Origin of the sequence: Halobacillus litoralis (assembly GCF_020171725.1) — a bacterium.
Classification (GTDB): Bacteria; Bacillota; Bacilli; order Bacillales; family Halobacillaceae; genus Halobacillus; species Halobacillus litoralis_F.
The window spans coordinates 244,242-261,727 of the sequence record NZ_JAIVAJ010000002.1 but is presented as its reverse complement, the minus strand read 5'-3'; the positions used below and the strand labels follow the sequence as shown (position 1 = coordinate 261,727).

At 45.0% G+C, this 17,486-nt stretch carries 20 protein-coding genes; all 20 read right to left on the bottom strand.

Going from position 1 to position 17,486, the window contains the following annotated elements:
• Positions 1–36 precede the first annotated feature (36 nt).
• Positions 37–501, bottom strand: a complete 465-nt coding sequence (locus LCM20_RS05580; RefSeq protein WP_225194442.1) for a DUF188 domain-containing protein — start codon at positions 499–501, stop codon at positions 37–39.
• Positions 502–723: 222 nt separating this feature from the next.
• Entirely contained in the window at positions 724–1,536 is an 813-nt protein-coding gene (locus LCM20_RS05575; protein ID WP_225194441.1) for a pyruvate, water dikinase regulatory protein, read from the bottom strand.
• Positions 1,537–1,561: 25 nt separating this feature from the next.
• Positions 1,562–2,191: a helix-turn-helix transcriptional regulator gene (locus tag LCM20_RS05570; RefSeq protein WP_225194440.1), complete on the bottom strand. Its 630-nt coding sequence runs from the start codon at positions 2,189–2,191 to the stop codon at positions 1,562–1,564.
• 82 nt (positions 2,192–2,273) lie between these two features.
• Positions 2,274–4,358: a glycine--tRNA ligase subunit beta gene (gene glyS, locus LCM20_RS05565; protein WP_225194439.1), complete on the bottom strand. Its 2,085-nt coding sequence runs from the start codon at positions 4,356–4,358 to the stop codon at positions 2,274–2,276.
• On the bottom strand, positions 4,351–5,238 hold the full coding sequence (glyQ, locus tag LCM20_RS05560; protein WP_225194438.1) for a glycine--tRNA ligase subunit alpha: 888 nt from the start codon (positions 5,236–5,238) through the stop codon (positions 4,351–4,353). Before glyQ ends, glyS begins: the two co-directional genes overlap by 8 nt.
• Positions 5,239–5,556: 318 nt before the next feature.
• A complete protein-coding gene (recO, locus tag LCM20_RS05555) occupies positions 5,557–6,303 on the bottom strand; it encodes a DNA repair protein RecO (RefSeq protein ID WP_225194803.1) in 747 nt (248 codons plus the stop codon).
• A gap of 18 nt (positions 6,304–6,321) precedes the next feature.
• Positions 6,322–6,510, bottom strand: a complete 189-nt coding sequence (locus LCM20_RS05550) for a YqzL family protein (RefSeq protein WP_225194437.1) — start codon at positions 6,508–6,510, stop codon at positions 6,322–6,324.
• 65 nt (positions 6,511–6,575) lie between these two features.
• The gene (gene era / locus LCM20_RS05545; RefSeq protein ID WP_225194436.1) at positions 6,576–7,481 is read right to left on the bottom strand and encodes a GTPase Era; all 906 of its coding nucleotides are present in this window, start codon (positions 7,479–7,481) and stop codon (positions 6,576–6,578) included.
• Positions 7,482–7,550: 69 nt separating this feature from the next.
• Positions 7,551–7,934, bottom strand: a complete 384-nt coding sequence (locus tag LCM20_RS05540) for a diacylglycerol kinase family protein (protein WP_225194435.1) — start codon at positions 7,932–7,934, stop codon at positions 7,551–7,553.
• Complete coding sequence (gene ybeY, locus LCM20_RS05535) at positions 7,906–8,376, bottom strand: rRNA maturation RNase YbeY (protein WP_225194802.1); 471 nt, start codon at positions 8,374–8,376, stop codon at positions 7,906–7,908. Before ybeY ends, LCM20_RS05540 begins: the two co-directional genes overlap by 29 nt.
• 2 nt (positions 8,377–8,378) lie before the next feature.
• Positions 8,379–10,487, bottom strand: a complete 2,109-nt coding sequence (locus LCM20_RS05530) for an HD family phosphohydrolase (RefSeq protein WP_225194434.1) — start codon at positions 10,485–10,487, stop codon at positions 8,379–8,381.
• 150 nt (positions 10,488–10,637) lie between these two features.
• On the bottom strand, positions 10,638–11,600 hold the full coding sequence (locus LCM20_RS05525) for a PhoH family protein (RefSeq protein ID WP_225194433.1): 963 nt from the start codon (positions 11,598–11,600) through the stop codon (positions 10,638–10,640).
• A gap of 2 nt (positions 11,601–11,602) precedes the next feature.
• Positions 11,603–12,784, bottom strand: coding sequence for a sporulation protein YqfD (gene yqfD, locus LCM20_RS05520; RefSeq protein WP_225194432.1), 1,182 nt, complete (start codon positions 12,782–12,784; stop codon positions 11,603–11,605).
• A gap of 14 nt (positions 12,785–12,798) precedes the next feature.
• Positions 12,799–13,083: a sporulation protein YqfC gene (gene yqfC, locus LCM20_RS05515; RefSeq protein ID WP_225194431.1), complete on the bottom strand. Its 285-nt coding sequence runs from the start codon at positions 13,081–13,083 to the stop codon at positions 12,799–12,801.
• A gap of 69 nt (positions 13,084–13,152) precedes the next feature.
• On the bottom strand, positions 13,153–13,647 hold the full coding sequence (locus LCM20_RS05510) for a hypothetical protein (RefSeq protein WP_225194430.1): 495 nt from the start codon (positions 13,645–13,647) through the stop codon (positions 13,153–13,155).
• Between the two features lie 30 nt (positions 13,648–13,677).
• Positions 13,678–14,661, bottom strand: a complete 984-nt coding sequence (floA, locus tag LCM20_RS05505) for a flotillin-like protein FloA (protein WP_225194429.1) — start codon at positions 14,659–14,661, stop codon at positions 13,678–13,680.
• On the bottom strand, positions 14,658–15,977 hold the full coding sequence (locus LCM20_RS05500; RefSeq protein WP_412097986.1) for an NfeD family protein: 1,320 nt from the start codon (positions 15,975–15,977) through the stop codon (positions 14,658–14,660). The genes floA and LCM20_RS05500 overlap by 4 nt, the downstream gene beginning before the upstream one ends.
• A 204-nt stretch (positions 15,978–16,181) precedes the next feature.
• Complete coding sequence (locus LCM20_RS05495) at positions 16,182–16,628, bottom strand: GatB/YqeY domain-containing protein (protein WP_225194427.1); 447 nt, start codon at positions 16,626–16,628, stop codon at positions 16,182–16,184.
• 21 nt (positions 16,629–16,649) lie between these two features.
• Complete coding sequence (gene rpsU / locus LCM20_RS05490) at positions 16,650–16,823, bottom strand: 30S ribosomal protein S21 (RefSeq protein ID WP_225194426.1); 174 nt, start codon at positions 16,821–16,823, stop codon at positions 16,650–16,652.
• Positions 16,824–16,913: 90 nt separating this feature from the next.
• Positions 16,914–17,477: a flavin reductase family protein gene (locus LCM20_RS05485; RefSeq protein ID WP_225194425.1), complete on the bottom strand. Its 564-nt coding sequence runs from the start codon at positions 17,475–17,477 to the stop codon at positions 16,914–16,916.
• Positions 17,478–17,486: the final 9 nt, after the last annotated feature.

Sequence of the window (17,486 nt, the reverse complement as noted above, 5' to 3'; positions counted from 1 at the left end):
TTGTCATCACCATACTATTGATTTATTCGTGCTAAGTTATGAAATCCCTTCATAATTTGACATTAATTTTCTCAGTTGATGGGAAAAGCGCTGACGGTCTTCATCTGTAAATGCGGAAGGTCCCTTCCACTTCTTTTCTCTCCTCATCGTTTGTTGTCTCATATACTTGGAATCCATAATATGAGCAGCGTCATCTTCTGTAACTAGTTTACCTCGAGGTGTAAGCACATAAACACCTTTAGAGGTTAACAACACGGCAAAGGACAGGTCTTGAGTTACGACAATATCCCCGGATTTTGCCCGATTAAGAATATAGAGATCGACGGTTTGTGAACCATGATCAAGAAACGTCCAATCCTGACCTTCCAAATCCATTCTATAATGATTAATTGTAGCGATAAATCGGGGCTTCCATCCATAATGATCACTTACTTGTACAATTTCTTTTTGGACTGGACAGCTGTCTGCGTCCACCCAAAGTGTGGGAGTTAGTTTTGGCATAATTACTCTTATTCTACGGAAAAACGAAAGAATCCTCCTAATCGTGGAATGTTTAACTTTTCTGAAAAGTATGCAGTGTTCTCAACCCGCATTCAAAAGGATTTTTTCACAAATAATTATTATAATACAAACCCTTCCGAAAAGCCATATTTAATTTTACCTGATTCAAGTATTCCCAACAAAAGTCGCGCTTAACCACAGCGCGACTTTTGATAATTTGTACTATTCTTGGGCAACTTCCCGCATTTTATTCACAATGAGGTTCGCTGTCTCTTCGACGGCTTTGTTGGAGACATTAATGACAGGGCATCCAATTCGCTCGACGATCGAATTAAAATGCTCGATCTCCTGCTTGATCCGATTCATGTTCGCATAGCTCGCCTGAGCCCCTAACCCTAACGACTTAAGCCGCTCTTTCCGAATGTCGTTCAACTTATCAGCATTGATCTTTAACCCGATACACTTATTCGGATCAACTCGGAAAAGCTCAGCAGGCGGCTGTACTTCAGGTACGATCGGTACATTTGCCACCTTCAAGCGCTTATGGGCCAAGTACTGGGATAAAGGAGTTTTAGAGGTTCTGGATACACCGATTAACACGATGTCTGCTTTAGAAATGCCTCTCGGATCACGACCATCATCATACTTGACGGCAAACTCGATGGCTTCTACCCGCTTGAAATAATCTTCATCCAACTTATGAACAAGTCCTGGCTCAAGCCTTGGCTCTATTTGAAAATGTTTCTGCATCGACTCCATCATCGGACCCATGATATCCACACATTCAACCTCTAGTTCCTTCGCTTTCTCAACCAAGTGCTTTCTGAATTCTGGAATGACGAAAGTAAAGCCGATCATCGCTCCGTGCTCTTTCGCCTGAAGGACCGCTTCATTAATCGTTCCCTTATCTTCCACATAAGGAATACGCTGAAGATCGAACGGGCCATCATCAAACTGGCTGAGTGCGGCTTTCACGACTAGCTCTGCTGTTTCTCCTACTGAATCGGATAATACGTAGATCAAAGGCTTCTCCAAACTGTCCCCTCCTCAATTCTAATTCTCATAAGTGTTGGTCACGGCCAAGTTCTACCAGAGCCTTTGTGATATTCGTCTTCGTCAGTCGTCCCACTACTTCCAGACCACTTTCTTGATTGATGACGACGGGCAGGCCGTCAATCTGTTTTTCAATCAACTTCTGTGCAGCATCGAGTAATAAATCCTCTGGATGACAAATGGTCACATTCGGCATCCTCGTCATAATGATATGAACGGGAATCGAGGACAGATCTTGATTTCCAAGGCTCGCTCTTAGCAAGTCTTTTCTTGAAAGGACACCGACTAGTTGAGACTTTTCGTTCGTTACAAAGAGTGTACCGACGTCTTCTAAAAACATCGTACAAATGGCATCGTACGCTGACACATCTTCTTCCACTACAATAGGGACGGACTGATATTCCTCCACCTTGAACTTTTTCAGTTTCTCGGTAAGCAATTCAGACCCTGTTTTTCCTGTAAAAAAGTAACCGACCCTCGGCCTCGCATCCAGGTACCCCGCCATTGTCAAAATGGCGAGATCCGGACGGAGAGTGGCTCGGGTCAAGTGGAGACGTTCTGCTATATTTTCACCCGTAATGGGTCCATTATCTTTAACGATTTCAATGATTTGTTCTTGACGATTGGATAGTTCCATTCTTTCACCACCCTGCTCACGGAATGTGACATACTATTCCACTATTATAGCTCATTTTTTTATCGTGGTAAAAGAACGATGCTTAAAACTGCTGTTTCCATTCTATGGCTGTTAAGTCAGCAAACGTCAGAACATCTTGTGAAATGGCATTCAGAAGGCTCAAACGATTCTCTTTGACTTGTTCATCTTCGGCCATAACCATCGTCTGATCGAAGAAATCATGGATCGGTGAAGCTAAGCGGCTAAGAGCAGCCAATGCTTCTTCTGGTTTGTTTTCTTGTAAAGCCTTATGATAATCAGGTGTTGTCGCTTGGTACACTTCATATAGTTTCGCTTCTGTCTCATTTTCAAACAGATTTTTCGAAACCTCTGTTCCTTCCGCTTTCTTCGCAAGGTTCATCGCCCTTCCAAGTGCTTCCTGAACAGGTTTGAAGGAGGCATCAGAACGTTTGGCGACAAGAACTTTAGCCTTATCTCTCGTTGTCGCATATCGACCGATTCCCTGAACAAGTACGGCTTCTACGACATCTGGATCGATTCCGTCTTCTTTCAACAGGTAAGCCGCTCTCACTTTGAAGAACTCGTGAAGGTCATGACTTACTTCTTCTTGTGTTCTTGTTGGCAGATTCAACTCATCGTAGAAGTTGTGTACGAGCTCAATCAGCTTTTCAACGGAGACATTCCAGCCTTTTTCTTTAAGCATCTGCAAGATTCCAAGCGCTTGTCTTCTCAATCCATAAGGATCTTGAGACCCCGTCGGAATAATACCAATTGAGATACTTCCCACAATGGTGTCCAGTTTATCTGCAATGCTCACGATCGCTCCGATTGTCGTCGAAGGCAGTTCACCATTCGCCTGTCTCGGCATGTAGTGTTCGTTAATCGCAACCGCTACTTCCTCTTCTTCACCGAACAAGCGGGCATATTTCTCACCCATCACTCCTTGAAGTTCAGTAAACTCATCGACCATCTGTGTGACAAGATCGAACTTGCAGATCTCCGCTGCACGCTTCGTCAACTGCTTTTCTTGATCGTTAAGTTGCAACCATTCTGCTAGTTTCCCAGAAATGGCCACGATGCGGTTCACTTTATCAGACAACGTACCCAATTCCTCTTGGTAAACCATACGCTCAAGCTTCGCCAGTTTCTCATCAATGGTTCCTTTTTGATCTTCTTCATAGAAGAATTGAGCATCTTTCAGGCGGGCCTTCAGCACTTTCTCATTTCCTCTTGCAACATTATCGATGTGTTTGTCATTTCCGTTACGGACACCGACGAAATAAGGAAGAAGCTCTCCCTCATTTGAACGGACAGGGAAATAACGCTGGTGTTCTTTCATGGAGGTAATGAGCGCTTCCTCTGGAAGGGAAAGAAACTCTTCATTGAACGAGCCGCTGAACGCTGTTGGGTATTCAACCAGGTGGGTGACCTCATCTAAAAGATCCTGATCAATGATTAAGTTCCAGCCCTTCTCCTCCTGTAGATCGTTCAACTGTTTTTGTATCATTTGTTTTCTCGTTTCGACGGAAGCCAGAACGAACTGCTTTTGAAGAGCCTCTTCATATTGTTCGGCATCTAGGATTTCAATGTCTTCCCCAAGAAAACGGTGTCCTCGTGTCCATCGATCTGTTGACACATTCCCAATCTCGAAAGGAATCACTTGATCTCCGAATAGAGCTGTAATCCAACGAATCGGACGCACATACCGTAGCTCATAGTCCGCCCAGCGCATGTTCTTCGGGAAGTTCAGGCTTAGAAAGACAGTGTGGAATCCTTGCAGCAGCTTTTCTGTCCATTCACCTTCGACAAACTTCGTAACATGGACATACTCTGTACCTTTTATTTCTTTGAAGTAAATGTCCTCTACATCTTTTCCTTGACCTTTAGAGAAACCGATGGCCGCTTTCGTCCATTCGCCGTCTTCATTCAAAGCAATTTTCTTTGCCGGTCCTTTTGCCTCTTCTTCAAGGTTAGGTTGTTTGTCTGCTACTTCTGTAATCTGAACAGCCAGCCTTCTTGGTGTAGCAAACCCCTTCACTTCTCCGAATGGAATTCTTGCATCCTTGAACCAAGCCGCTGTTTTTGTTTCCAACTGACGAAGCGCGTCGTCAATGAAGCGCGCGGGAAGCTCTTCGACTCCTAGTTCAAATAATACCGTTTTACTCATTGTGTTCAGCCTCCTTCTCAAGCATCGGGAACCCAAGACGTTCGCGTTCTTCCACATATGTTTTGGCAATTTCACGGGCAAGGTTTCGCACCCGTCCAATATATCCCGTTCGTTCCGTTACACTGATGACCCCTTTGGCATCAAGCAAATTGAATGTATGAGAACATTTCAACACATAATCATAGGCTGGGAAGACAAGTCCCTTATCCATGATTCTCTTCGCTTCTTTCTCATATGTCGTGAAAAGATCAAACAGCATGTCTTCATCAGACTCTTCGAACGTATATACTGAATGCTCATACTCTGGCTGCGTGAAGATATCACCAACTGTCACGCCGTTCGTCCACTCCAAGTCAAAGACGTTTTCTTTATCTTGAATATAGGAAGCAAGACGTTCAATTCCGTACGTGATCTCAGCAGAAACCGGACGGGCTTCAAGTCCGCCGATTTGCTGAAAGTATGTGAACTGAGTGATTTCCATTCCATCCAGCCAAACTTCCCAACCGAGACCTGCCGCACCGAGTGTCGGGTTTTCCCAGTTGTCTTCAACAAATCGAATATCGTGCTGATCCGGATCGATTCCAAGAGCACGAAGAGAGTCCAAATATAATTCCTGAATATTATCAGGAGAAGGTTTCATGATTACTTGGAATTGGTGGTGCTGGTACAAGCGGTTCGGGTTCTCCCCGTAACGACCATCTGCAGGTCGACGGGACGGCTCTACGTATGCAACGTTCCAAGGCTCAGGTCCAAGGCTTCTTAACAGCGTCATGGGAGACATAGTTCCGGCACCTTTCTCTGTATCGTAAGCCTGCATCAGTAAGCATCCTTGATCAGACCAATGTTTCTGCAGTGTCAAAATCATATTTTGAATATTCATTTCGTCTTTCCCTCCTTATAGTGGTAAAGCTGGCTCCATGAAAGCATTGTTAGGTACGAACTCATGAGAAAATAAAAAAACCGTCCCTATGTCTGCAATAGACATAGGGACGGTTGATCCGCGGTTCCACCCTAATTGCTCCCGTACGGAAGCCACTTTTACGATCTGTCGCTCCAGAATGCCTTCATCAGTCCATCAATGTCTGTCTCTCACCATCACAGACTCGCTAAATTCGTGGGCTCTGACTACTACTTTCCTTCTCTGCAACACTTGTTTAAGTAATAGAATCATACTGAATTTATGGATTGTTGTCAAACATTACTCTGAAAATAAATCAAGCTGACTTAAGAACTTTTTGGATTTAATGAAATATCCACCGTACCGATCATAATACTCATCCATGATCTGACGCAACAATTTCTTGTTTTGCTCCTTCATAGATATTTCACCCAACCGTTTGACATCCATATGTAAAAACACTCGTAACAGCTTGGGAAGTGGATCGGGTAGACCGTATGCTTCAGGGTCCCGCGCCTTACACCGGTAACAAAGAAGCCCGCCTTCCATCATCGAAAACGAATAAGGACCTTCCGTCCGGCCGCAATGGACACATTGGTCGACTACAGGCGCGAAGCCCGCTTTTTTGAACATTTTCAACTCGTACATCATCGAAAGGATGTTGGGGTCTTTTCCCTCATTGATCCATTCAAGCGTTTTAAGAAATTGCTCATACATAAAAGGGTCAGGTTGTTTTTCCTCAATGAGCTTATCGGTCAACTCCGCCAAATAAGAGGCGTAAGCTGTATTGACGATATCTTCCCTTATACCTCGTAAGGAGGATATCATTTCTCCCTGGCTCATTGATCCTAACCCTGACCCTATTTGAATGAGATACATTCCGTGAATAAAAGGCTGTGTGACGGAGGCTGTACGGCTTTTAGGCTTTTTCGCGCCTCTCGCCATGACGCCGATCTTGCCTTTTTCTCTGGTGAACAACGTTACAATCTTATGGGTTTCTCCGTAATCTCGTGTACGGATGACAATGCCTTCGATTTTTTCCAACAACGGACTCACCTGCTTACTTTACCAATCAAGGTCATTCAAACGCTCTTCATGAACTTCAGGTGAGGAAGCTTTTATTTCAGACTGCCGATCTTGAGACTCCAACTCTTTCATTAACAAATAGGTTTCAATGTCCCCGGTTTTACTGAATACATTCCATGAAAGGTTATCGAGCACAAGAAACACCGCCTTTCGTTTAATGAAACTCATTTTGGCTTACATGTTTAGCTTGCTTCCCCATTCTGATTATCATGTGACTTAATTTTTTCCAACCTTTAATATTCGTCGTCGTGATACCCGAAATCGTTCAATTGAATTTGACGGTTCCGCCAGTCCTTCTGCACTTTCACCCACAACTCCAAGTACACTTTGCTTCCGAGAAGAGCCTCGATGTCCTTGCGAGCGCGCGTACCTACTTCTTTAAGCATGCTTCCCTGCTTGCCGATGATAATCCCTTTTTGAGATTTCCTCTCGACAATGATGGCAGCTTGAATAAAGACAGCATTTGAGTCTTCCCTCGGTTCGATTCCTTCGATCACAACGGCAATGGAATGAGGAATTTCCTCTCTCGTTAAGTGAAGTACCTTTTCACGGATGAACTCGCTGATTACAAAGCGTTCCGGGTGATCTGTGATTTGATCTTCGGGATAGAACTGCGGGCCTTCCGGCAGTTGCTGCTTCAAAACGCCTAGAAGATGATCAACATTATTACCTTCAAGTGCGGAAATCGGGATGATCTCTTCAAAGTCCACCATCTCTTTGTACTGCTCAATAAGAGGAAGTAACTTGTCTGGATGAACTTTGTCAATTTTGTTAATGACGAGGTAGACAGGCTGATTCACTCGCTGCAATCGATCCATAATGAATTGATCACCGCGGCCATATCCCTCTTCAGCATTAATCATGAATAGAACAGCGTCCACTTCATTAAGCGTACTTTCCGCAACGTTCACCATAAAGTCGCCGAGCTTGTGCTTCGGCTTGTGGATTCCTGGTGTGTCGATGAAGATGACTTGAGAGTCCTTATCTGTCATCACACCTTGTATTTTGTTTCTTGTTGTTTGTGGTTTGTCACTCATGATCGCGATTTTTTCCCCGATTACACGGTTCATAAATGTGGACTTCCCTACGTTCGGGCGTCCTACGATGGCGACAAAGCCTGATTTAAATGATTCGGTCATTGTTGTTCCTCCAAAAATCTATAACTTTCTTTCCATTTCATTTTACTACAAAAAATCCCGCGTTTCATCTTAGGATAGCAGATCGACGATTTTAGGGAGAAGCAGGAAGAAGGCAATGAGGACGGCGCCGATACTAGCTACCAAGACGGCACCAGCCGCCATATCCTTAATCAACCCCGCCATCGGATGCTTTTCAGGAGCTAAGTAATCCATGATTCTTTCAATACTCGAGTTGACCATTTCAAGAGCCATGACGAGTGAGCAGATCAACACAATGACCGCCCACTCCAACGGGCTCAAACCAAGCAGAATGCCGGCCGTAACGACGACTGCGACAGCTGTAAGATGAATTCGAAAATTACGCTCTGTCCTGCATACTTCTTGGATTCCGTTCCAAGCAAACCTGAAGCCAATCGACTTCTTTTTACTCCGACCGCTCGAGCCCGAACTCATTCAAGATCTCCTCTTGACGGCCGAACATGGCCTTTTCCTCTTCTTCATTCATATGGTCATAGCCTAATAAATGAAGAAAGCCGTGCAGAGCGAGAAATCCGAATTCGCGCTCCAAAGAATGGTTGTATTCTTCAGCCTGCTCCTTAGCTTTATCTACAGAAATCACGATATCTCCAAGCATTTGCGGCATATCTTCATTTAAAATATTCATTTCGCCTTCCACTTGTTCCTGCATGGCAAATGAAATGACGTCGGTCGCGTAGTCTTTCTGTCTATAATTTCGGTTAATTTCCTGAATTTCATCATTATCAACAAAACTGATCGACACTTCGGATTCAGTGTTTACCCCTTCTTTTTCTCCTGCAAACTTAATAATTCGCTGGATCAGGTCTACAAACGCCTCATCAACAGAATTCGTTTCGTCTTGAAAATCAATATGAATCATTATTTTGCCTCCTTTACAACCGTTTTTGCTTCAGGATATTGAATTCTTGAGTGAAAAATACCCTGAAGTGTTTCACAAATGGCATGTTCCATTTGATTGACTTCCTTAAACGTTAAGTCACTTTCGTCAAATTGTCCATCAAGAAGGCGGTCTTCGATGATCGAATGGACGATCTTCTTGATTTTTTCTTCTGTCGGTTCTCCAAGAGACCGGACAGCCGCTTCCACAGAGTCACACACACAGACAACGGCTGCCTCTTTCGACTGTGGCTTGGGCCCCGGATATCGATAATCGCCTTCACTCACATGAGCCCTCTCTTCCTGTGCCTGATAATAAAAATACTTCAAGAGGGTCGTGCCATGGTGCTGTTTCGCAATATCGATGATTTCTTTAGGCAGTTTTTCCTTCTCTAAAAGCTTCGCCCCTTCTTCCGGGTGACGAATAATAATATCGGCACTTTGCTCCGGATCGAGAAAATCGTGTGGATTACGCATCTTCATCTGATTTTCAATGAAATAGTGGGGCTCTTTCGTCTTGCCAAGGTCATGGTAATAAGCCCCTACACGAGCAAGCAGCCCATTGGCTCCAATCGATTCACATGCTGCTTCACTTAAGTTTGCCACCATTATGCTGTGATGATAAGTACCAGGAGCTTCCATGAGCAGCTTCCTAAGTAAAGGCTGATTCGGACTGGCCAGTGTCAGCAGCTTGTTATCAGACAGGATTCCGAACCAGGTTTCGATAAATGGAAGCAGACCAAGCGTAAGTACGCCGGCAATGAATGCTCCCGCTAAGCCATATCCACTGTAGATGAACACATCCACCCAGGAGTATTTCTCAAAAGAGACGAATAGAAAGAAGAGCACCATGCATATATTAGTCACAGCCACAGCTGAGCTTGCTCGAATAATGGACAAGCGGTCTTTCGTTTGGATCAAAAAGAAAATAGCAGCCAATTGAGTGACAAGAATATAAGCACCAGCTGTACCATTGACTGGCCCCGACAGTTGTCCATTCATAAGAACCATCGCCATAACAGCATAGATCAGCGACATCACAATCGCCATACGTTCATGACAGAGCAGCTTGATCAACATGACTCCAGTAGCGACCGGCATACAATAATACAGGGGCTGTCCCACTGTAACAAAAAGGCCGAAACCTTTCATCATGAGAATCATGAAAATGGAGATAGCCGTCAAAACATAGACGTGCTGTCGATTCAATTCGTCTGCTTTCACAGCTCTTGAAGTCTCATAATAAAACACGAGGGCAAGCAGAACCGTAAGGACCCCGAGTCCTAGAAGCGGCAGGAGGTTCTTCTTCTCATCTAACAAGCCCGTGAGCATCAGTTCATCGTAAATATCGCTTGAGATGGTCGCCCCTTCTTCGACGATCACTTCCCCTGACCTGATCATATTGGGATCGACGTTGGAGATCGCCTCTTTCCTCGCCGCATCAGTCTCCCCGGCATCATACAGAGCGTTCTCCACCAACGCATAACTTCCTATGTCAGTTACGACTTGCTGCAACGACTCCGGAATGCTTGAGTATTCAATTTTCAGCTCAAGACTTCGTTTTTGCCCTGCAAGATCCGTGGAACGGATCCCTCCTTCAAAAGAACCTCGAAGGGCGGAAACCAGCATCTCTCTTGCCTCGTTGAGCTCTGCCTCCTCGGCAGACAGCAGTGGCCTGAACAGTTCTACTGGCAGTGATTCAGCCAGGTCTTCAGAAATCAATGACTGAATTTCCGAAGTTTGATCCATGAAGTTCTCCTGGGGTTCTTTATCTCTTCCTACCTCTTTGACGACTTCAAAAATTTCATCTACTTTTTCAATTCTTTCTTCTGTAATCGTTTTCGAAACAGAATAACGATCTTCTACAGACTGCAATGCTTCTCTCATCTGTCTGTCGGTTTCTTTCTCATTTTCGATTGTAATCGGAGAGTAAATGGTTTCCGGGGCGGTACCGTACTTTTCTAAGCTGTACGTCTTTTTATGTATATTGGAGAAGGCGGACGCCATGAACACAATCGCAACGATAAGCACCGGAAGAGACAAGGACATCCAAAATCGCCAGCGCCATAGAACGGAAGGTTTATTATTCATGTTTACACCTCATTGAAAGTTATTCTCCTTGTATGAAAGGCAGCTTTCTATCTTGTGGAGCGATGTCCATGACTTTTCTCACACCTTCATGAAGGTCAGCTGAGAGGTGAGATTTCAGCTCATAAGAAAGTAAGACCCAGGTCATGGGTCTTACTTCTCTTCCCCTTCGTAAGCATCAATAATGCGTTGTACGAGTGGGTGTCTGACTACATCGGATTGTTCCAAGTGTATGAATTGTGATCCTTTCACACGACCAAGCTTCTCTTCAGCCACCTTCAGTCCGGACTTGACCCCTTTCGGTAAGTCCACTTGCGTAATGTCACCTGTGATGATCATTTTCGAACCAAACCCTAACCGCGTCAAAAACATCTTCATTTGTTCAGGGGTTGTATTCTGAGCTTCGTCCAAGATGGCAAACGCATCGTCCAACGTCCGTCCTCTCATGTAGGCAAGTGGCGCAATTTCAATGGTCCCACGATCGATTAGCCGCGTCGTGTGCTCAGCCCCAAAAACATCATGAAGCGAATCATATAAGGGACGAAGATAAGGATCTACCTTTTCTTTCAAGTCTCCTGGAAGGAAACCAAGGCTTTCCCCTGCTTCAACAGCAGGTCTCGTTAAGATGATCTTCTTCACTTCACCATTCTTCAATGCATTGACGGCCATGACGACAGCAAGGTACGTTTTCCCTGTACCGGCAGGACCAATCCCGAATACGAGATCATTGTTCTTAATGGCTGAAACGTAGTTCCGTTGACCGAGAGTCTTGACACGGATCGATTTCCCTTTTGCATTGCGCGTAATTTCATCCTCAAATAGAGCCTCGAACTGATTGATTTTTCCCTTTTTCGCAAGTTCAACTGCGTATACGATGTCACGTTCTGTAATCGTCAACCCTTTGCGGATCACGTTCAGCACGGACATGAGAATATCTTCAACCAGTTTCACGAGTTCAGTAGGACCTGAGACCCGTACGTGCTCCCCTCTTGAAATAATTGTCACTTTCAGCTGCTCTTCGATTTGTTTCAGGTTTCTGTCCTCTGTTCCGAAGAGTGCCAAAGCTTCTGTTGTATTATCTAATTGGATATCAATCGTTCTTAAGTCTTCTGGCATACTCAATCTCCTTGGCTAATATACTTTGTTTCCGCGATGTCTTCATGCACTTTGAATAATAGGATTAATTTTACTTTACCATGCTCCTCACCGAGGTGCAAAACTTTTTCATCCAATATTTCCGCGTCTTCATCGAGCTGTCTTTTCAGGCTTCTTTTTGCGGTTTCAGCCCCCATTTTACCGAGATCCTCCTTTGACTTCTCCAACGCAGAAGGATCCATTTTATAGCTGGCTGCGAACTGCCATTGCACCGGTAACTTCCACCCTTTAATCTGCCAATCTGTGATGACGTTCTCTTCTCTAATTGTCCCTTCATCTTTTCCCCACCAGCCCCAAAGTGGCAGGTCAATAGAACCGACTTTCAACCCATACGTGCGTTTAGGTTCTCCATCCGTCAAGTTCAGTATGTGACGGGTCGGCAGTTGTTGTTCGACTTTGTACCACGTCTCTGCGATGACTTCACCTTCTGTATGCACAAAGATCTCCCCCTCCTCCACAAGTTCACCTGTTGCGAGGGGCTGTCCTTTTTCAACGATGTCGTAAACCGATACAAGTGGTCTTCCTTTTCTAATGAACGGACGGATGATCATGCCTTTCTTTTCCGCCACAAGATAACTCGGTCTGGTATTCTTATCGGTATCGTGACGAATCTTCTCTACACCATAAAGATGATAGCTTGTCCCTTGTTTTTTTACGCCGATCCACAACAAGTCTGGTATATCATCCAAAAGCTTGGCCTGAATCTCATTCGGATCACTCATGCCAATGGTTAATTTCCCAGGTGACACGCCATACGATTTCAACCTTTTTTCAACACTCGCCTCGAGCTCAGGGTTCAACCCTTTCACTTCAATGGACCAGAGCGTGTTCGCTAAGACGAAAATTAAGATCAGCGCTACCGCAAAAGCAATCATGAGAGAAGTTTTGCGTAACATCCTATGAACGAGAAAAGGGACCCCCTTCCCTCCAACAATGGTTATCTTACACCTGTACTTCTTCCTCAATGAACGTACGGCAGCCCAGTCCTGCAGACGGATGGTCAAGACGACTTCCTCATCCCCTATCCGTTTGAGGTGGCTGATCTGACACCCTTGTCTTGTGCATGCCTGCAGGTAAGGCTCAATCAACTTCCCTTTCAGTTTGATGGTCATCATCCCTTGGTAGAAGTCGTACTGATTCCTCATCACTTCACCTCCTCTTATTGATCAGGGAAGAATTCAACAGCCTTGAGCTCCCCCTCTAGAAGCAACTCTTCCTTCAACATCATCTTTATGCCAAGACCTTTTCCTGAAATTCGCACCTGGCCTCTCTTGTATTGAATCCTTATTTCTTCTTCAGAAAAATGCAGAAGTCCTGTGTGGTTCTCTATGTAAACGTGAATGGAGCCGATGGTTGTAATCCTCGGCAGATCAAGCATCACGTCAGAAGGTAAATCGAAGTAACGTCCGATCCATGCCCGTATATTCTGCTGCCATTTTGCCATCCGACTTCCCCCCTCTTCGTATTTATACGAAAAAAGCACGAATTGTATCACTACAATTCGTGCTTTTTGTTATCTTTTTTTGGGATGGGAGCTGTGAGGCTTATGTGCTCGCGGCGGACCTAAAATCTCGGCCATGACAATCCCTTCCGCAAGTTTCTTCTGATCCCAGTCTTTTGTTTTGAATGAATGAGCAGATGGGACGGCATGCTTGTTGGTTTTCTTCGGTTTTTTCGGAACAATACGCTCCATTGTATGAATATCCCTATTCGGCGTTTCGTAACTCGATCCGCCTCCAATTTCGTACGATTTCGCCTTCTCGAGGGTTTCTTGCTTTTTCTCATAATACTCCTTCAAACGATCCTCCCCTTTTTTCTCAGGGGGAGGACTGGCTTCGACTGGAGTCATGGGCTCGAGAGACTCATCGTGAACAGGACCGGAAGGCATACGCGTCGTTTCCTTCTCATCCTCATTACCTGTGACTCTCCCAAGCCAGCTGATGATTCCACCAATTGCAATAGCGATAATGAAAATGTTATTGAATATCAGCTCAATTAAGCTTTCCATGAGGATTCTCCTTTATCGCTTAGAAATTGTTTACTCCTCTTCTTCTTCATCGTTCATCTTGCCAAGTGTATTTCTCATATCCGTATCGGCGTTGATGTTTTGGTAATTCATATAGTCCATCACACCCATTTTGCCTGAACGGAGAGCTGCAGCAAGAGCTTGTGGAACTTCTGCTTCTGCCTCGACCACTTTCGCCTGCATTTCTTGAACGCGTGCGCGCATTTCCTGCTCTTGTGCAATCGCCATGGCACGGCGCTCTTCGGCCTTAGCCTGAGCGATGTTCTTATCGGCTTCAGCCTGATCAGTCTGAAGAATTGCACCGATGTTTTTCCCGATGTCAATATCGGCAATATCGATGGACAGGATTTCGAAAGCTGTTCCAGCATCCAATCCTTTACCAAGTACATTTTGAGAAATCATATCCGGATTCTCAAGTACTTTGTTGTGGTTGGTACTGGAACCAATTGTGGATACGATCCCTTCCCCTACACGGGCAATGACCGTATCTTCACCTGCACCACCGACAAGGCGGTCAATGTTGGCTCTTACCGTAATTCTTGCCTTCGCTTTGACTTCGATTCCGTCCATAGCTACACCAGCGATAAACGGTGTCTCGATCACTTTAGGGTTTACACTCATCTGAACGGCTTCCAATACGTCACGACCGGCCAAGTCAATGGCTGCGCAGCGTTCGAAGCTGAGTTCGATATTCGCTCGTTGAGCAGCAATCAGAGCATTCACCACTCGGTCAACGTTACCACCGGCCAAGTAGTGACTCTCGAGTTGGTTCGTATCTACGTTCACACCCGCTTTATGTGCTTTGATCAACGGGTTGATAACACGTGACGGGATAACGCGTCTCAAACGCATTCCCACCAGCGTGAAGATATTTATTTTTACACCTGCTGCGAGTGCGCTGATCCACAGCATTACGGGAATGAAAGTGAATAGTACAGCAAGCACGATTATGATGACTCCGATAATAATAATCGGCATCAATTGTTCCAATGTCATTGAACTTCCTCCTCATCATTTTTCTTCATTTGTCTTACAACAATTCTAGTTCCCTCTGTCTTTACGACTTTTACTCGCTCAGAAACACCTATAAATCCGCCTTCTGAAACGACATCAAGCCTTTCATCGTCAAATTCCGCTGTTCCGGATGGTCTAAGAGGCGTCAGTGTTGTTCCTTCCAAACCGATCAACTCAAGCCTGTTCGTTTGAGACACATAGCCTTTTTCAGACGACGTGGAATCCGTCAGTATGATGTGGCGGAAAAAGCCACGCTCAAGGCCCATGGTTTTAAACAAAATGACTGAGACCACAATCGTCACAAGCAAAGCGATTCCGATGCTCATAGCCATATGCCCCATATCAGCGGACGAAAGCATAAGAGACGCCACAACAGCTACAATACCAGCTATCCCGGCAATACCTCCCGGGAGGAAAAACTCTGCTACTATCAATCCGATTCCGAGAACGAGAAGAATAATGGCTTCATAACCGGCCAGGCCTGCCACAATATGTCCATAGAAAAACAAAACCAATGACAGCAGTCCCATTGTGCCCGGTATCCCAAACCCTGGTGAATACAATTCAACCACAAGTCCGAGGCTTGCAACAGATAATAGAATCGGGATTACGACAGGGTTCGTCAGGAACCTGGCAAGGTTTTCTGCTGCAGTCGGCTCTTTTTCGACGACCGTCGCATCCGTCAAGTTCAGCTTACTAAGTAATTCGGTACGATCTTCGACAATTCCTTCTGCATATCCGACTTCGACTGCATCACTTGGTCCAAGCGTCAGATACGCACCTTCGCCGGCACCATATTCCGGCAGGTCGACACTCTCATCAGCCATCGCTCTTGCATAGATCGGGTCACGACCTGTGGATTCAGCGGCCGCAACCATTGCAGAAATCCAAGCCGATTGAGCTTTTTTATCAGCAGCAGTGCCATCGGAATTGATGACACCAGAGGCCCCCATTGTCGCTTGAGGTTTCATATAGATCTGATCCGTGTTCAACGCAATATAGGAACCGGCTGAGAGGGCCTGGCTTGTAATGAATGCCGTATTCGGAACATCAAGATCCTGAAGAATTTGTGCAATCTCATTCGCTGCGTCTACACGCCCTCCCGGCGTATCAATCTCAAAAATGACGTGGTCCGCCCCATTCTCAACTGCTTCGCTAGTCGTCCGGTTCAAAAAAGCAGCCATCCCTCGCTCGACTGTACTTTCCACAGGGATGACATATACCTGTTCCCCTTCCCCGTCAGCCTGCGCAACAGGCAGTACTTGAAATACTGAAAGCACTGCCGCAACGGCCATCATGAGCACAAACGACCATACTCTGAAAGCTTTCACCATACGTACCTCCCTTCCTAAATCTTGAACATGGAATAGTACATATACGGTTGTGTTGGTTATTATGTTTCACTATTAATAAAAATATTTTTCGAACCGTCTTCATGATTGTATGTACGATGGTGTGGCATTTAAAAAAGCCTCTCTTTGTTACAAAGAGAGGCTTTTTGCTTAAGATAATTGCTGAAGTACAAGTTTATTAACCTGTGAGCCGTCCGCTTTCCCTTTCACTTTCGGCATTACGGCTGTCATGACTTTGCCCATGTCAGCTTTGGTTGTTGCTCCTACTTCTTCAATAGCTTCTTGAACAATTTGCTCAAGTTCTTCATTTGTCAGCTGTTTCGGCATATATGCTTGTAAAACTTCAAGTTCGAACTGAAGTCCTTCTACAAGATCGTCACGTCCAGCTTCTTTGAATTCTTGGAGGGAATCTTTTCGCTGTTTTACCTCACGAGATAAAACAGTCATTTCTTCTTCTTCAGATAATGAGTCTTTCCCCAGTTTAATAGCTTCATTCTGCATAGAAGCTCGAACCATTCGAATCGTGGAAAGCTTCGCTTTATCACGGGCCTTCATGGCTGTTTTCATATCCTGGGCAAGACGCTCAGTAATCGTCATCCTATTCAACACCCTCTATCATTACTTACGCTTTCTAGCCGCCTCAGACTTTTTCTTACGGCGTACACTAGGCTTGTCGTAATATTCACGCTTACGATATTCTGCTAATGTACCACTTTTGGATACACTACGCTTAAAGCGACGAAGAGCATCTTCAATGGACTCGTTTTTACGAACGCGAGTTGTATTTGACATGCAATTTCCCTCCCTCCGAAGCACAAAAACTGTTTCTATCGTATGGGACCTCCATACCTTTGACAATTATATTATAAGGAGCCAACATGGTCAACTTTTTTTGTCATCTTTCGGTATATGAATTTGTGTTTTTTTAACGGAATCATCTAATTTCATATAAGTTGACCTGCCAAGATACAGAGGAATGCTAACCTGACTGAAGTCCGGCAGTCCATCTTCACCAAACAATCCCTCTTTATAATAACATAATTCAATGTTTCCGATCACCCAGTCATGATCTCCGGTAGGAACCATAGAACTCAGCTCGCATTCATAACCTAGATACGCTTCCTCCAGCATCGGAACAGACGAATCCGTCAGGAACCACTTCTGGGTCTTCCCTTTATCGGTTTGAAAACCAGAAAGGCTGCCGTTGTATTGAATATGCTCGGCCTGACCGAATGGCAGAAAGTTAATGGAAAAACGCCCAGCTTTCTTTAACTGGTCATACGTGTAACGCTCGCGCCCGACAGCCACACCATACATGGGTGGATCCATGGATAGATAGGCATGCCAGCCCGCTGACATAAAGTTCGCCCCTTCCTCCGTATGTACACCTACAACAGCCACCATTCCCGGATAGCTGTGCATTTTGATATGATCACGTTTTTTCACCCTGCTCAC

Coding starts and splice junctions, on each gene's coding strand:
- LCM20_RS05580 (WP_225194442.1), bottom strand. CDS start 501: ATGCCAAAACTAACTCCCACACTTTGGGTGGACGCAGACAGCTGTCCA.
- LCM20_RS05570 (WP_225194440.1), bottom strand. CDS start 2,191: ATGGAACTATCCAATCGTCAAGAACAAATCATTGAAATCGTTAAAGAT.
- glyS (WP_225194439.1), bottom strand. CDS start 4,358: ATGAGTAAAACGGTATTATTTGAACTAGGAGTCGAAGAGCTTCCCGCG.
- glyQ (WP_225194438.1), bottom strand. CDS start 5,238: ATGAATATTCAAAATATGATTTTGACACTGCAGAAACATTGGTCTGAT.
- LCM20_RS05550 (WP_225194437.1), bottom strand. CDS start 6,510: ATGAGTTTCATTAAACGAAAGGCGGTGTTTCTTGTGCTCGATAACCTT.
- era (WP_225194436.1), bottom strand. CDS start 7,481: ATGACCGAATCATTTAAATCAGGCTTTGTCGCCATCGTAGGACGCCCG.
- LCM20_RS05540 (WP_225194435.1), bottom strand. CDS start 7,934: ATGAGTTCGGGCTCGAGCGGTCGGAGTAAAAAGAAGTCGATTGGCTTC.
- LCM20_RS05530 (WP_225194434.1), bottom strand. CDS start 10,487: ATGAATAATAAACCTTCCGTTCTATGGCGCTGGCGATTTTGGATGTCC.
- LCM20_RS05525 (WP_225194433.1), bottom strand. CDS start 11,600: ATGCCAGAAGACTTAAGAACGATTGATATCCAATTAGATAATACAACA.
- yqfD (WP_225194432.1), bottom strand. CDS start 12,784: ATGAGGAATCAGTACGACTTCTACCAAGGGATGATGACCATCAAACTG.
- yqfC (WP_225194431.1), bottom strand. CDS start 13,083: ATGGCAAAATGGCAGCAGAATATACGGGCATGGATCGGACGTTACTTC.
- LCM20_RS05510 (WP_225194430.1), bottom strand. CDS start 13,647: ATGGAAAGCTTAATTGAGCTGATATTCAATAACATTTTCATTATCGCT.
- floA (WP_225194429.1), bottom strand. CDS start 14,661: ATGACATTGGAACAATTGATGCCGATTATTATTATCGGAGTCATCATA.
- LCM20_RS05500 (WP_412097986.1), bottom strand. CDS start 15,977: ATGATGGCCGTTGCGGCAGTGCTTTCAGTATTTCAAGTACTGCCTGTT.
- LCM20_RS05495 (WP_225194427.1), bottom strand. CDS start 16,628: ATGACGATTACTGAGCGTCTTGCCCAGGATATGAAAACAGCCATGAAG.
- rpsU (WP_225194426.1), bottom strand. CDS start 16,823: ATGTCAAATACAACTCGCGTTCGTAAAAACGAGTCCATTGAAGATGCT.